General features: G+C 70.6%; 11 protein-coding genes. 10 read left to right on the plus strand and 1 reads right to left on the minus strand.

Going from position 1 to position 13,003, the window contains the following annotated elements:
* The first annotated feature begins 16 nt into the window (after positions 1-16).
* The 3 genes from ABDW61_RS18035 to ABDW61_RS18045 all read left to right on the plus strand — a co-directional run bounded on the left by ABDW61_RS18035 (position 17) and on the right by ABDW61_RS18045 (position 4,147).
* Positions 17-442, plus strand: coding sequence for a response regulator transcription factor (locus tag ABDW61_RS18035; protein WP_343640610.1), 426 nt, complete (start codon positions 17-19; stop codon positions 440-442).
* Between the two features lie 24 nt (positions 443-466).
* Positions 467-2,407: a diguanylate cyclase gene (locus ABDW61_RS18040; RefSeq protein WP_343640612.1), complete on the plus strand. Its 1,941-nt coding sequence runs from the start codon at positions 467-469 to the stop codon at positions 2,405-2,407.
* 183 nt (positions 2,408-2,590) lie between these two features.
* Positions 2,591-4,147, plus strand: a complete 1,557-nt coding sequence (locus ABDW61_RS18045; protein WP_343640614.1) for a methyl-accepting chemotaxis protein — start codon at positions 2,591-2,593, stop codon at positions 4,145-4,147.
* A 26-nt stretch (positions 4,148-4,173) separates the two neighbouring features.
* Here the strand turns inward: ABDW61_RS18045 and ABDW61_RS18050 are convergent, their stop codons facing one another.
* Complete coding sequence (locus ABDW61_RS18050; RefSeq protein ID WP_343640715.1) at positions 4,174-5,331, minus strand: MFS transporter; 1,158 nt, start codon at positions 5,329-5,331, stop codon at positions 4,174-4,176.
* A 148-nt stretch (positions 5,332-5,479) separates the two neighbouring features.
* On the opposite strand from ABDW61_RS18050, the gene ABDW61_RS18055 reads away from it, so the two are divergent.
* The 7 genes from ABDW61_RS18055 (at position 5,480) to ABDW61_RS18085 (ending at position 12,974) form a co-directional block, all read left to right on the plus strand.
* Positions 5,480-6,541 (plus strand): AraC family transcriptional regulator, encoded by a 1,062-nt coding sequence (locus tag ABDW61_RS18055; RefSeq protein ID WP_343640615.1) that lies wholly within the window; start codon positions 5,480-5,482, stop codon positions 6,539-6,541.
* A gap of 318 nt (positions 6,542-6,859) precedes the next feature.
* Positions 6,860-7,837 carry an EpsD family peptidyl-prolyl cis-trans isomerase gene (locus tag ABDW61_RS18060; protein ID WP_343640617.1) on the plus strand — a complete coding sequence of 326 codons (978 nt, stop codon included), beginning with the start codon at positions 6,860-6,862 and terminating at the stop codon, positions 7,835-7,837.
* Positions 7,834-8,721 (plus strand): polysaccharide export protein EpsE, encoded by an 888-nt coding sequence (gene epsE / locus ABDW61_RS18065; RefSeq protein WP_343640618.1) that lies wholly within the window; start codon positions 7,834-7,836, stop codon positions 8,719-8,721. The genes ABDW61_RS18060 and epsE overlap by 4 nt, the downstream gene beginning before the upstream one ends.
* Positions 8,722-8,764: 43 nt before the next feature.
* Entirely contained in the window at positions 8,765-10,183 is a 1,419-nt protein-coding gene (gene epsF, locus ABDW61_RS18070; protein ID WP_343640619.1) for a chain length determinant protein EpsF, read from the plus strand.
* The gene (locus ABDW61_RS18075; RefSeq protein WP_343640621.1) at positions 10,183-11,100 is read left to right on the plus strand and encodes a polysaccharide biosynthesis tyrosine autokinase; all 918 of its coding nucleotides are present in this window, start codon (positions 10,183-10,185) and stop codon (positions 11,098-11,100) included. The genes epsF and ABDW61_RS18075 overlap by 1 nt, the downstream gene beginning before the upstream one ends.
* 195 nt (positions 11,101-11,295) lie before the next feature.
* On the plus strand, positions 11,296-12,228 hold the full coding sequence (gene xrtB / locus ABDW61_RS18080) for an exosortase B (protein ID WP_343640623.1): 933 nt from the start codon (positions 11,296-11,298) through the stop codon (positions 12,226-12,228).
* Complete coding sequence (locus ABDW61_RS18085) at positions 12,225-12,974, plus strand: exosortase C-terminal domain/associated protein EpsI (RefSeq protein WP_343640624.1); 750 nt, start codon at positions 12,225-12,227, stop codon at positions 12,972-12,974. Before xrtB ends, ABDW61_RS18085 begins: the two co-directional genes overlap by 4 nt.
* Positions 12,975-13,003 lie beyond the last annotated feature (29 nt).

Genomic DNA, 13,003 nt, shown 5'->3' on the forward strand with positions numbered 1-13,003 from the left:
GCAGACCATGGCAGCCATGAAAGTCGCTGTCATCGAAGATCACGTTCCTGTCCGCCAGCTCCTGGTCCGCCGGGCCGAGAAGCTCGGCGGAATCACCGTGGTCGCGCAAGCGTCCGGCGAGGACGAGGCCGTGGAAGCCGTGCTGGCCACCACGCCCGATGTCGTGCTGCTGGACCTGCGGCTGGCGCAGGGCACGGGACTGTCGGTGCTGCAACGCCTGCGCGGCCACGATTACGCGGGCCGCGTCTTCGTGCTGAGCGCAGAGGCCGCCGACACCTGCGCGACCCTGTGCCGTCACCGCGGCGCCGATGCCTTCTACGACAAGGCCTTCGATTTCGAGCAACTGCTCAGCGATCTGCAAGAGCTGTGCCGCCGTGGCGCAGCCCTGGTGACCATGAATGGCGGCATGAACGCCGACCTTTGCGCTGCCGCCCACGGCTGACCGGACCCCCAAGGAGGACCCGCCATGAAGCTCGCCATCTCTCTGCCTTCGCTGCCGAAACTCCCCCGGCTGCCCCGGTGGTCGATGCCGGCGCTGCCGGCGCTGTCCTGGTCCGCCCGCGGCCCCATGGCCCGGTGGCTGCTGGTGGGCAACCTGCTGATGGTCGCGGCGCTGGTCGCGATGTCGGCGCTCAGCTTGTGGAACCTGCGCCTGACCGACACCGACCGGGCCCGCGACGTGGTCGAGAACCTCGCCCAGAACATCGCGGTCGAGGTCGGCGCCGAGATGCGCAACACCGACAACGCACTCGCCACGATCGCGCTGCGCTACCGCAGCGCGCGGCCGTCGCCCGACCAGACCGCGATGGTGGCCCACCTGCTGGAGGAGCAGCGCGGCCTGCTGCCGCAGGTCGCGGCGCTGCGCATCGCCGACGTCAACGGCACCGTCGTCACCGGCCTGATGCCCGGCGAGCGCCCCTTCAACATCGGCGACCGCGCCTACTTCGCCCAGGCCCGGCTGACCGACGCCATGGTCGTCTCCGAGCCGCTGAACAGCCGCACCCAGGGTCACTGGTGCGTGATCCTGGCGCGCCGCCTGATCGACCACGACGGCAAGTTCGACGGCATCGTCTACGCCGTCGTCACGGCGCAGCACTTCGTCGACCGCTTCAGCGGCGTGGCGCTGGGCCCGTCGGGCGCGGTGTCGCTGCGCTCGGAGGGGATGAACCTGGTGGCGCGCTTCTCCGCCAGCGAGCCCAGCTCCACCAAGGGCTTCGGCAAGAAGGCGCTGTCCGACGAGGCGCTGCGCTCGCTCGCCCAGAACCCGGAGCGCGGCGTCTACATCACGCCGACGGCGCTGGACCGCGTCGAGCGCATCACCGCCTACCGCAAGGTGCCGGGCTACGGCATGACGCTGTTCACCGGCATGAGCACCGAGTACTTCCTCGCCGGCTGGCGCGGTCAGGTGGTGCAGCAAGCGCTCCTGGCGGCGCTGGTGGCGCTGGCCGTGGCGGCGGCGTCGGGCCTGATCCATCGCATCCACCGCGGCGAGCGCCGCGCCCGCGACGCGCTGCAGCAACTGGCGCGCGAGCAGGACGCGATGCTGCAGAACGACCTGATCGGCATGGTGCGGATCCGCGATGAACAGGCCGTGTGGGGCAATCCGGCGCTGGAGCGCATGTTCGGCTACGGCCCCGGCGAGCTGGTCGGCCAGCCCTCGCACCTGCTCTTTCTGAGCCAGCAGGAACACGCCCGCGTCCGTGATGCCGGCAGCGCCGCGATCCGCTCGGGCGATCGCTTCCACACCCAGCTGCGCATGCGCCGCAAGGACGGCGGCGAGTTCTGGGTCGACCTGCACGGCACCGTGCTGTCCGAGACCGAATCGATGTGGATGCTGGTCGACATCGACGGCCTCAAGCGCAGCGAGGAACAGGCCCAGCACCTGGCGCTGCGCGACGTGTTGACCAATCTGCCCAACCGGCGCCTGTTCGAGGAGAAGGTCGGCGACGCGATCAACGCGGCGCGCCGCACGGGCCGCGGCTTCGCGGTCTGCTACCTGGACCTGGACGGCTTCAAGCCGATCAACGACCAGCACGGCCACGAAGCCGGCGACGAGGTGCTGACCGAAGTCGCCCAGCGCCTGCAGGACCTGGTGCGCAGCAACGACGTGGTGGCGCGGCTGGGGGGCGACGAGTTCGCGATCCTGCTCTCCGACGTGGCGCGGCCCTCCGATGTCGAGCAGACGCTGCAGCGCTGCCTCTTCTCCATCCAGCGCCGCATCACGCTGGACAGCGGCGAGAAGGTGTCGGTCGGCGCCAGCATCGGCGCGGTGCTGGGCGGCGGCGACGATGGCTGCCGCGAGTTGCTGCACGCCGCCGACGAGGCGATGTACGCGGTCAAGCGCAGCGGCAAGGGCCAGATCCGGCTGGCCGGCCAGGGCCATTCCGAATGGGCGGTGGCGGCATGACCCCGCAATGAGCGACAGCGTCCCGGGCCGTGCGGGCCGCGGGGAAGGGCGACTGGCGTAGCGCCGCGCTCAACCTTTGGGCACGATCGGCCGATGTGACGGGAAGCGCCCTTCGCGGGCTGCGGCGGCGACCGCGCCCGCGCAGGGATGACCTCAAGGTTCAACCAAGGGAGGAAGAATCACATGAACATCGGCACCTGGCGTTTGTCCACGCAGTTGACCGCGTCCTTCGTGCTGCTGGTGGCGCTGTGCGCGCTGGTCGGCGGCATGGGACTGCTGCAGATGAGCCGTGTCCACGACGGCACCACCGAGATCGCCGAGGACTGGCTGCCCAGCATCCAAAGCATGGCGGCGATCCGCGTCAAGGCGAACCAGATCCGGCGCATGGAGCCGGATCACCTGCTCTCCACCGACCGCGAGGAGATGGCCCAGATCGAGCGCGCCATCGAGCACGCCCGCAAGGAGCTGATGGCTGCCGAGAAGGCCTATCAGCCGTTCATCTCGAGTGACGAGGAACGCCGGCTCTACGCCGAGGTGGCCGCGGCGCGCGACCGCTATTTCGCGGCCCAGGAGACGCTGCTGAAGCTCTCCCGCGATGACGGGGCGGACGCCCAGGCGCGCGCCTTCTTCCGCTCGGAGTCGCGCAGCAGCTTCAACACCTGGGTGAAGGCGATCGAGCGCACGGCCGACTACAACGCGCATGGCAGCGAGCAATCGCGGCTGGCCGCCGCCGAGGGCTACGTGGCGGGTCACCGCTGGACGCTGCTGCTGACCCTGGCGGCCGTGGTGCTGGCGGTCGGTCTGACCTGGCTGCTGACGCGTCACGTGCGGCGGCTGCTGGGCGGCGATCCGGCGGAGGCGGCGCAGCTGGTGCGCCGCGTCGCGGCCGGCGACCTCAGCAGCGACATCCACGTCCGCCCCGGCGACCAGCACAGCCTGATCGCCGGCCTGCACGCGATGCAGAGCGCGCTTCGGCAGGTGGTCGGCGGCGTGCGCCAAGGCAGCGAGTCGGTGGCCAGCGCGAGTGCGCAGATCGCGATGGGCAATGGCGACCTGAGCCAGCGCACCGAGGAACAGGCCAGCGCGCTGGAACAGACCGCCGCGACGATGACCGAACTTGGCGAGACGCTCCAGCAGACCTCCGAACATGCGCAGGAAGCAGACCGGCTGGCCCGCTCCGCGAGCGAGGTGGCACAGCGCGGCGGGGCGGTGGTGACACAGTTCGTGGAGACCATGCATGGCATCGACGAGAGCAGCCGCCGCATCGCCGACATCATCGGGACCATCGATGGCATCGCGTTCCAGACCAACATCCTGGCGCTGAACGCGGCCGTCGAGGCCGCGCGGGCCGGCGAGCAGGGCAAGGGCTTCGCGGTCGTGGCGTCGGAAGTGCGCGCGCTGGCGCAGCGCAGCGCCGAGGCGGCCAAGGAAATCAAATCGCTGATCACCGTCAGCGTCGAACGCGTGGAACAGGGATCGGGACTGGTCCAGCAAGCTGGCGCGACGATGTCCGAGATCGTGGCTGCGATCGCACGCGTGACCGACGTCGTCGGCGAGATCAGCAACGCGGCACGGGAACAGTCGGCAGGCGTCAATCAAGTCGGAGAGGCGGTGAGCCAGATGGACCAGGTGACGCAGCAGAACGCGGCACTGGTCGAGGAGTCGGCGGCCGCTGCGGAAAGCCTGCGGCAGCAGGCGGACGCGCTGGTGCAATCGGTGGCGGCCTTCCGGCTGCACTGAGCGTTCCGACCCGCGGGCGCCTTCGCTCAAGCGGCGCGGGGGCCGTGACGCAGCGTGAGCAGGGTGCCCAGGGTGATGGCGGCCGCGGCGAAGGTGGGGCCGCCGAGCGCGCCGATGTGGTCGACCAGCATGCCGCCGCCGATGGCGCCGCTGGCGATGGCGATCTGGAATGCGGCGACGAGCAGGCCGCCCGCGCCCTCGGCCTGGTCCGGCGCGGCGCGGACGATCCAGGTCTGGAAGCCGACCGGGAAGGCACCGAAGGCGAAGCCCCACAGCACCACGGCGACCGCGGTGACCCAGGTGGAGGAGCCCGCCAGCAACAGGCTGGCCGCCAGCACGACGATCAGCGAGCCGCCCGCGACGATGGCGCGGCGTTCGCTGCGCTCGGCGATGAAGCCGCCGGCCAGGTTGCCGAAGAAGCCGCCGATGCCGTAGCCCAGCAGGATCGCGGAGATGGCGGAGACCGGCAGATGGGTGACGTTCTCCATCAGCGGACGGATGTAGGTGAAGCCGGCGAAGTGGCCCGAGATGACCAGCAGCACCGCCAGCAGCGCGACGCGCACGCCCGGCCGCGCGAGCAGCTCGCCCAGGACGCGCAGGTCGGGGTTGTCCTTGGGCGGCAGCCTGGGCAGGGTCAGGACTTGCGCGATCAGCGTGACGAGGCTGAGCGCGCCCGCCGCGATGAAGGCGCTGCGCCAGCCCCAGACCTCGCCCATCCACGCGCCGATCGGCGCGGCGCAGACGGTGGCGACGGAGACGCCGGCCAGGATGACCGACATGGCGCGCGCGAAGAGGTGCTCGGGGACGAGCCGCATCGCCAGCGCCGCCGCCATGGACCAGAAGCCGCCCAGCGCGACGCCCAGGATGACCCGCGCCGCGAGCAGGATGCCCAGGCTGGAGGCGGTGACCGCCATGGCGTTGGACAGGATCAGCAGCAGCGTCAGCGCGACCATGACCAGGCGCCGGTCGAAGCGCCGGGTCAGCAGCGGGATGGACGGCGCCGCGACCGCGCCGACCAGCGCCGTGGCGGTGACGGTCTGGCCGGCCGCCCCGGCGCTGACGCCCAGATCCGCCGCCATGGCGGTGAGCAGGCTGGCGGGCAGGAACTCCGCCGTGACCAGGCCGAAGACGCCCAGCGTCAGCGAGGCGATGGCGCTCCAGTGGGCGTGGCTGGCGCCGGGCAGGGCGGGCGGAAGGGCCGCCGCCGGAGAAACCGGCGGGCGGGCGTCGAGGCAGTCGGTGCAATGGGAAGTCACGGCGGAAGACAGGGCAGTGGCAATGGGGATCAGCTTACGGATAGCATCCCGGCGTTTCCATGACGGAAGAGCCGAAATGCTTGACGAATCCTCCAGAGCTGCCGCCGTCCACGCACCCGTTCATGCCCCCGTTCATGTCCCCGTCACCGGGCCGCTCCCGCCGGCGCCGCTCAAGCCGGCCGACCTGCTCACGCAGATCCTGCTGGGCCTGCGGCTGGAAGGCGTCGAGTACGGCCGCTGCCTGCTGCGCGCGCCCTGGGCCGTCGCCTTCCCGGCGCGCGCCGAGGCGCGCTTCCATTTCGTCGCCCGCGGGGGCTGCTGGCTCAAGACCGCCGGCAGCGCCGAGTGGGTGCGGCTCAATGCCGGCGACGCGGTGCTGCTGCCGCGCGGCAGCGCGCACGTGCTGGCGAGCGCGCCCGACCTGCCCGCCGTGGAGATCGATTCGCTGTCGCGCCGCGCCGTCGCCGACGACATCTATCTCGTCGGCGCGGAGGCCGAGGCCGCGGCCAGGGCGATGCCATCCGCCGAGCCGGTCGACGTGATGTTCTGCGGCGCGATGCGCTTCAACCTCGATCCGCTGCATCCGCTGCTGGCGATGATGCCGGACGCGATGCGCGCCAACGACCTGGCGCGCCGCGACCCCACCGTGCCCGCGCTGCTCGAGGCGATGGAGCGCGAGGTGGCGCTCGATCGCATCGGCGCCTGCGGGATCCTCGCGCGCATGGCCGACGTGCTGGCCGCCAGCATCATCCGCGCCTGGGTGGAGTGCGCCTGCAACGACGCCAGCGGCTGGATCGCGGCCGTGCAGTGTCCCAGCATCGGCAAGGTGATCGCGGCGATCCACGCCGAGCCCGAGCGCGACTGGAGCGTGCCCGAGCTGGCCGGGCTGATGGGCGCGTCGCGCTCGCGCTTCGCCGAGGCCTTCACCCGCACCGTCGGCGAGAGCCCGGCCAAGTACGTGGCCAAGGTGAAGATGTTCCAGGCCCGCCGCTGGATCGCCCACGACGGCATGCGCGTGGCGGTGGCCGCGGATCGGCTGGGCTATGACTCGGAGGCGTCGTTCAGCCGCGCCTTCAAGCGCATCGTCGGCCAGCCGCCCGGCGCGCTGCGCCGCGCCGCCGGGCGCCCGCCGGGGTGACACGGAGCCGGTCCCGGGCCGCCGTCCGCGAGGTCGGCGGCCTCGTTCATTTACGGCTGATTTCAAGCGGTTGCATTGATGTTCCCGCGCGTACCCGGCGTCTCGCGTCCCCCTTGTTCGCGGGGGCTGGAGGCCCGATGGCGACGGGGGCGGGACCCATTCTTGCTATGTCCCCTCCGACCCCGGAATGGAGGGCCCGGGGACCCCTGGAACGAGGCGGTTCCGTCATGGTGCAGGGCTACACTCGCCGCTCTCGCGAACGCGTGAAACGCCTCCTGGACGGGCTCGCGCACAGAAAAAACTACCAAGGTCGACAACATGCAGGTGATCAGGACTCGGGTCCTCGGGATTCAAGCGCGGCGCGCCGGCTCGGCCGCCGCGATCGCGGCGGCCGTTCTTGCCGCAACGATGCTCGCCGCCTGTGGCGGCGGCAGCGGCGCGAAGGCCTCGCAGACCGCGGCCAAGGTGAACAAGGAAGAGATCACCGTCCACCAGATCAACTTCGTCCTGCAGCGCCAGCCCAACCTCAAGCCCGAGCAGGTGGACGCCGCCTCGCGCCAGATCCTGGAGCGCCTGATCGACCAGGAACTCGCCGTCCAGAAGGCCCAGGACCTCAAGCTCGATCGCGATCCGCGGGTGGTGCAACAGATCGAAACCGCGAAGCGGGAGATCATCGCCAGGGCCTATGCTGACCATCTGGGCGAGACGGTGACCAAGCCGACCGACCAGGAAATCAGGCAGTACTACAACGACAAACCGGCACTTTTTGCCGAGCGTCGTATCTACAACTTGCAGGAAATCAACATCGAGGCGAAGCCGGAGCAGTTCGAAACGATCCGCGCCAAGCTCCAGGGTGCCAAGACCCTCCCCGAATTCGTCGACGCGCTCAAGGCCGACAACTTCAAGTTCGTCGGCTCGCAGATGGTGCGCTCGGCCGAGCAGATCCCGCTCAACAACCTGGACGCGATCTCGCGTCTGAAGGACGGCCAGTTCATCATGAACGGCCACCCCGGCGGCCTGACCGTGCTGTTCCTGGCCGGCTCGCAGAGCCAGCCCGCGACCGAGGCGCAGGCGCGCCCCTCGATCGAGATGTTCCTGCTGAACCAGCGCCGCGCCGAGCTCGTCGCCAAGGACATCAAGTCCATGCGCGAGAACGCCAGGATCGAATACGTCGGCAAGTTCGCCGAAGGCGCGGCGTCCGCGCCCGCCACCGCGCCTGCCGCCTCCGACAGCCCCACCGCCGCCAGCGGTCCGGTGGACAACAACGACCTCGCCAAGGGCCTCGGCATCAAATGAAGCACCTGCGCATTCCTCTCCTTTCGCTGGCCTCGACCGCCGTCCCGGCGCTGCTGGCCGTCTCGCTCGCCACCGGCGCCATCGCGCAGCCCGCCTCGCAGGCGGCGCCGCGAGCGGCCACGGCGCCCGCGCCAGCCGGCCTGTCGACCGGCGCGGCCGCCGAGTACCGCCTGGGCGCGGGCGATTCGATCCGCATCTCGGTGTTCCAGAACCCCGACATGACGCTGGACACGCGCGTGTCCGAGGCCGGCACGATCACCTTCCCGCTGCTGGGCGTGGTGCGCATCGGCGGCCTGCCGGTGAGCGAGGCCGAGGCGCGCATCGCCGACGGGCTCAAGAAGGGCAACTTCGTCAAGCAGCCCCAGGTCACGATCCTGGTGGTGAAGGTCACCGGCAACCAGGCCAGCGTGCTGGGCCAGGTGAACCAGCCCGGCCGCTATCCGCTGGAAGTCGCCGACACGCGCCTGACCGACCTGCTGGCCAACGCCCGCGGCGTCGCGGCCACCGGCGGCGACATCGTGGTGCTCAGCGGCGTGCGCGGCGGCAAGCCGTTCCGCCTCGAGGTCGACCTGCCGACGCTGTTCGGCCCCAATGGCCGCGAGCAGGACGTGGTGGTGCTCAACGGCGACGTGCTGTGGGTCGACCGCTTCCCGATGGTCTACATCTACGGTGAGGTCCAGAAGCCCGGCCAGATCCGCCTGGAGCGCGGCATGACGCTGCTGCAGGGCCTGGCCGCCGGCGGTGGCCTGACGCTGCGCGGCACCGACCGCGGCATCCGCGTGCATCGCAAGGACGCCTCGGGCAAGGTGCAGGAAATCAAACCCGCGATGGACGAGCCGCTGAAGGACGGCGACGTGGTGTTCGTCCGAGAAAGCCTGTTCTGAGTTGTGTGATGCCGGGCGCTCAAGGCCCGGTCCAGGAGGTCCCGTGACGCCAAGCAAACTGTTTTCCATCCTGCGCGCGCGCTGGTCCATGGTGGTCCTCGTGGTGCTGCTCACCACGCTGACCGCCTTCTGCGTCAGCCTGGTGCTGCCCAAGAAGTACGTCGCGACGGCCTCGGTGGTGGTGGATGCCAAGCCCGATCCGATCTCGGCGCTGATCTATCCGGGCCTGGCCTCGCCGGCCTTCATGAACACGCAGGTCGACGTGATCGGCAGCGACCGCGTGGCCCTGCGCGTGGTGCGCGACCTGCGCCTGGCCGAGGTGCCCGCGATCCGCGAGCAGTGGCAGACCGCCACCGGCGGCGAGGGCACGATCGAGCAGTGGCTGATCAACTTCCTGCAGACCAACATGGACGTGAAGCCCTCCAAGGAGAGCAACGTCCTGACGGTGGCCTACCGCGCGCCGGATCCGCAGTTCGCCGCGGCGCTGGCCAACGCCTTCGTCAAGGCCTACGTGTCCACCACGCTGGACCTGCGCGTGGAGCCCGCGCGCCAATACGCCGGCTACTTCGACCAGCAGGCCAAGGTGGCGCTGGAGAAGCTCGAGGCCTCGCGCGCCAAGCTGTCGGCCTATGAGCGCGAGCACGGCATCATCGCCAGCGACGAGCGCCTGGACGTCGAGAACAACCGCCTGGTGGAGCTGTCCTCGCAGCTGGTGGCGCTGCAGGCGCTGTCGGCCGAGTCCGGCAGCCGCCAGGGCCAGGCCGCCCGCGGCGCGGACCAACTGCCCGACGTGCTGTCCAACCCGGTGGTGATGCAGCTCAAGTCCGACCTGAGCCGCGCGGAGGCCAAGCTGCAGGAGCTGGGCACGCGCTACGGCGACAACCACCCGCAGGTGATCGAGGCCAAGGCCTCGGTGGCGGACGTGCGCAGCAAGCTGCGCGCCGAGATCGGCCGCGTCAGCGGCGGCGTGACCGTCACCAACAACATCAACAAGCAGCGCGAGAGCGAGATCCGCGCCCAGCTCGAGGCGCAGCGCGAGAAGGTGGCCAAGCTCAAGGCCGCGCGCGACGACGCCAGCGGCCTGATGCGCGAGGCCGAGAGCGCCCAGCGTGCCTACGAGAACATCACCACGCGGCTGACGCAGACCAGCCTGGAAAGCCAGACCACGCAGAGCAACGTGAACGTGCTGACCGAGGCGGTGCCGCCGCTCAAGCCCTCGTCCCCCAAGCTGCTGCTGAACACCGCGCTGGCCTTCGTCGCCAGCGTGATCCTGGCGGTGGGCATCGCGCTGCTGCAGGAGATGCGCGATCGCAAGGTCCGCGACGCCGACGACGTCATGGCCGTGCTGCCGCTGCCGATGCTGGGTGTGCTGCCCGCGCCGGGCAAGCGCGTGTCGGCGCTGCCCTCGGCCGAGCGCCGCCTGCTGGGACACACGTCCCGCACTTCCCGGGGAGCCGCGTGATGTCGGACCTGCAGGAACCCATTTCCCTGGCTCAAGGCAACCCCGTGGACGGACCTCTGAACAAGCCCGCAAGCGCTGGCGTGCATGACCGCTCGATCGGCTCGATCATCGCGGAGACCCGCAACCTCAGCGCCGATCAGGTCGAGCGCGTGCTGCAGTACCAGCGCGAGCGCGGCATCCGCTTCGGCGAGGCCGCGGTGGCGCTGGGCTACGTCAACGCCGAGGACGTGCTGGAGGCGCTGTCCAAGCAGTTCCACTACCCGTACGCGCCGAGCGAGCGCAAGAGCCGCAGCCCCGAGCTGGTGGCGCTGAACCAGCCGTTCTCGTCGCAGGCGGAAGTGTTCCGCGGCATCCGCAGCCAGATCACGATGCGGCTGTACCGCGAGAATGAGGCGCGCCGCGCGCTGGCGGTGATCAGCCCCGATTCGCTGGACGGCAAGAGCTACTTCGCGGCCAACCTGGCCGTCACGCTGGCGCAACTTGGCGGCCGCACGCTGCTGGTGGACGCGGACCTGCGCCGTCCGCGCCAGCACGAGATCTTCGACATCAAGAACCAGTCGGGCCTGTCCTCGATCCTGTCGGGCCGCAGCGAGCCGCGCGTGATCCAGCAGGTGGAGGGGCTCAACAGCCTGTTCGTCCTGCCGGTCGGCGCGGTGCCGCCCAATCCGGTGGAACTGCTGGAGCGGCCGGCTTTCGGGCTGCTGATGCGCGAGCTGGCGGTCAAGTTCGACCATGTGCTGGTGGACACCTCGGCCGGCCAGTACGGCGCGGACGCGGCCATCGTCGCCTCGCGCTGCGGCGCCGCGCTGGTGCTGGCGCGCCAGAACAAGTCGCGGGTCACCGCGCTGCAGGATCTGACCGACAGCCTCGACGGCATGTCGACGACGCTCGTCGGCACCGTCATGAACCAGTACTGACCCCGACAGCCGGCGCGGTGCCGATTTGGGCGCCTCGCGTTGTTGCAAATCCTCGCCATAGCTGGGCTATGGCTGCGGTTTGCGCCTAGCGATGCATCCCAAATCGGCACCGCGCCGGCCGTCGGGGCAGGTGGAGTTTTCGGGCCCCTCCGCGTTCGGGTCGGGACCTTTTACGCGGAAATTGCAGTGAAAGTCATGGCTAGCAACATGTTCCTCCGCGCCGCAGACCGCGCCGCGCCGGGCTCGGGGCCCGGCTTCCTGGCGGCCAACCGGCTGGCGCTGGCCGCGCTGGCCATCGGCCTGGCGCTGCTGTACGTGCCCACGGTGATCGACTTCATCCACGGCCCGTGGCGCGGCGACCGCAATTCCCACGGCCCGATCGTGCTCGCGCTGTCGGCCTGGTACTTCTACTTCCAGACCCGCCGCCTGCGCGGGCAGGGCGAGACCTTCCAGACCCGCCCCGCGCCGCTGGCCGGCTGGACCGTGCTGGTGCTGGGGCTGGCGGCCTATGTGCTGGGCCGCTCGCAGTCGCTGGCGCTGCTGGAGATGGGCTCGCTGCTGCCCGTCCTGCTGGGCCTGGCGCTGCTCCTGGCCGGCCCGGCCATCGCGCGCCGCTACTGGTTCGCGTTCTTCCTGCTGCTGTTCGCGGTGCCGCTGCCGGCCTCCATCGTCGACGTCATCACCCAGCCGATGAAGCTGGCCGCGTCCTGGGGCGCGGAACACCTGATGTTCGCGCTGGGCTATCCCGTGGCGCGCGCCGGCGTGATCCTGCAGGTCGGGTCCTATCAGCTGATGGTGGCCGACGCCTGCGCGGGCCTGAACTCGCTGTTCACGCTCGAGGCGCTGGGCCTGCTCTACATGAATGTCGTGCGCCACGAATCGGTGTTCCGCAACATCGCGCTGGCCGTGCTGATCGTGCCGATCTCCTATTGCTCCAACGTGATCCGCATCCTGATCCTGGCCCTGCTGACCTACCACTTCGGCGACGACGTGGGGCAGGGCTTCATGCATGAGTTCTCCGGCATGGCGCTGTTCCTGACGGCGCTGATGCTGATCGTGGTCGTCGACGGGTTGCTGCGCACGCTGTCGCTGCGCTGGGACCGCTGGCGCGGCAAGGAGGCGGCATGAGCGCGCCCGTGACGTCCCAGGCCCCCATGCCCGCATCGCCGGCCGCGCCGCTGCCGCGCCTGTCCGTCGCCGTGTGCCTGTGCGGCGTGGCGCTGATGGCCGCCGCCGCGGGCGGCGCCTGGCTGGCGACGCCGCGGCTGCAGGCGATGCATGGCGCGCCCAGTCTGGACGCGACCGTGCCCAAGGCCTTCGGCGACTGGCGCGTGGTGCAGGACAGCGTGCCGCAGGTCGACGTGTCGCAGGGCGTGGAGACGGTGCAGGAACAGCCCTACGACCAGACGGTGATGCGCACCTACGTCAACAGCCAGGGCGAGCAGGTGATGCTCGCGCTGGCCTGGGGCGAGCGGCAGCGCCAGGACGTCAAGGTGCACCGCCCCGAGGTCTGCTATCCGGCGCAGGGCTATGCCGTGCGCCGCATCGGCGACGGTGCCCCGGTGGCCACCGCCGGCCGCGCCGAGCCGGTGCCCACGACGCAGCTGCTGGCCGAGGCGCGCGGCGGCGGCTACGAGTCGGTGCGCTACTGGATCCGCATCGGCACGCAGTACGGCGGCGACGGCATGGCCGCGCGCTGGTACATCCTCAACGAAGGCTTCCGCGGGCGCATTCCCGACGGCATGCTGGTGCGCGCCTCGCAGCGGCTGACGCAGGCGGACGGCGCCGCGCGCTCGCAGGCGGTGATGGAAGGCTTCCTGCGCGAGCTGGTCGCCGCGGTGCCCGCGGGCACGCGGACCCTGCTGGTGCGCTGAGGACGGGGCCGCAACGACGATGGGACGGC

It is taken from the genome of Roseateles sp., from assembly GCF_039595595.1.
Lineage (GTDB): Bacteria > Pseudomonadota > Gammaproteobacteria > Burkholderiales > Burkholderiaceae_C > Roseateles.

What these genes read in the sequence shown, in the direction of transcription:
- ABDW61_RS18035 (WP_343640610.1), top strand. Translation starts at nt 17, where the DNA reads ATGAAAGTCGCTGTCATCGAAGATCACGTTCCTGTCCGCCAGCTCCTG.
- ABDW61_RS18060 (WP_343640617.1), top strand. Translation starts at nt 6,860, where the DNA reads ATGCAGGTGATCAGGACTCGGGTCCTCGGGATTCAAGCGCGGCGCGCC.
- ABDW61_RS18045 (WP_343640614.1), top strand. Translation starts at nt 2,591, where the DNA reads ATGAACATCGGCACCTGGCGTTTGTCCACGCAGTTGACCGCGTCCTTC.
- xrtB (WP_343640623.1), top strand. Translation starts at nt 11,296, where the DNA reads ATGGCTAGCAACATGTTCCTCCGCGCCGCAGACCGCGCCGCGCCGGGC.
- ABDW61_RS18040 (WP_343640612.1), top strand. Translation starts at nt 467, where the DNA reads ATGAAGCTCGCCATCTCTCTGCCTTCGCTGCCGAAACTCCCCCGGCTG.
- epsE (WP_343640618.1), top strand. Translation starts at nt 7,834, where the DNA reads ATGAAGCACCTGCGCATTCCTCTCCTTTCGCTGGCCTCGACCGCCGTC.
- ABDW61_RS18075 (WP_343640621.1), top strand. Translation starts at nt 10,183, where the DNA reads ATGTCGGACCTGCAGGAACCCATTTCCCTGGCTCAAGGCAACCCCGTG.
- ABDW61_RS18055 (WP_343640615.1), top strand. Translation starts at nt 5,480, where the DNA reads ATGCTTGACGAATCCTCCAGAGCTGCCGCCGTCCACGCACCCGTTCAT.
- ABDW61_RS18085 (WP_343640624.1), top strand. Translation starts at nt 12,225, where the DNA reads ATGAGCGCGCCCGTGACGTCCCAGGCCCCCATGCCCGCATCGCCGGCC.